The sequence below is a fragment of the Vibrio rubrogenes genome (genome assembly GCF_059641415.1).
This window is the reverse complement of the sequence record NZ_JCARSY010000140.1, coordinates 1-339: the sequence shown is the minus strand read 5'-3', so window position 1 is coordinate 339 and position 339 is coordinate 1. Positions and strand designations below refer to the sequence as shown.

General features: G+C 54.3%; 1 protein-coding gene. It reads right to left on the bottom strand.

Features of this window, described 5'->3' with window-relative positions; translation table 11 throughout:
* Positions 1 to 339, bottom strand: a 339-nt coding sequence (locus AC55NX_RS20925; RefSeq protein WP_496997483.1) for a hypothetical protein, incomplete at both ends; no start/stop codon positions are given.

Sequence of the window (339 nt, the reverse complement as noted above, 5' to 3'; positions counted from 1 at the left end):
GAGTGACCGCCCAGTTCAAAGAAGTTGTCGGCCCGGCCCACTTGTTCGACGCCCAATAGCTCAGACCAAATCGCCGCCAGTTGTACCTCTGCATCCCCCTGCGGTGCCTGATATTCATGCCGCACCACTGAGCTGACATCCGGCTCAGGCAGCGCTTTGCGGTTTACTTTACCGTTCGGCGTTAATGGTATCGCATCAATCACCACATATACCGCCGGCACCATATGCGCCGGTAAACGCTCAGACAACTCTGCTTTCAGTGTTGCCACATCCGGCACCATTTCTTGATTCACCGCGGTGTAGTAACCGACTAACTGTTTGTCACCACTCTCACCAAAT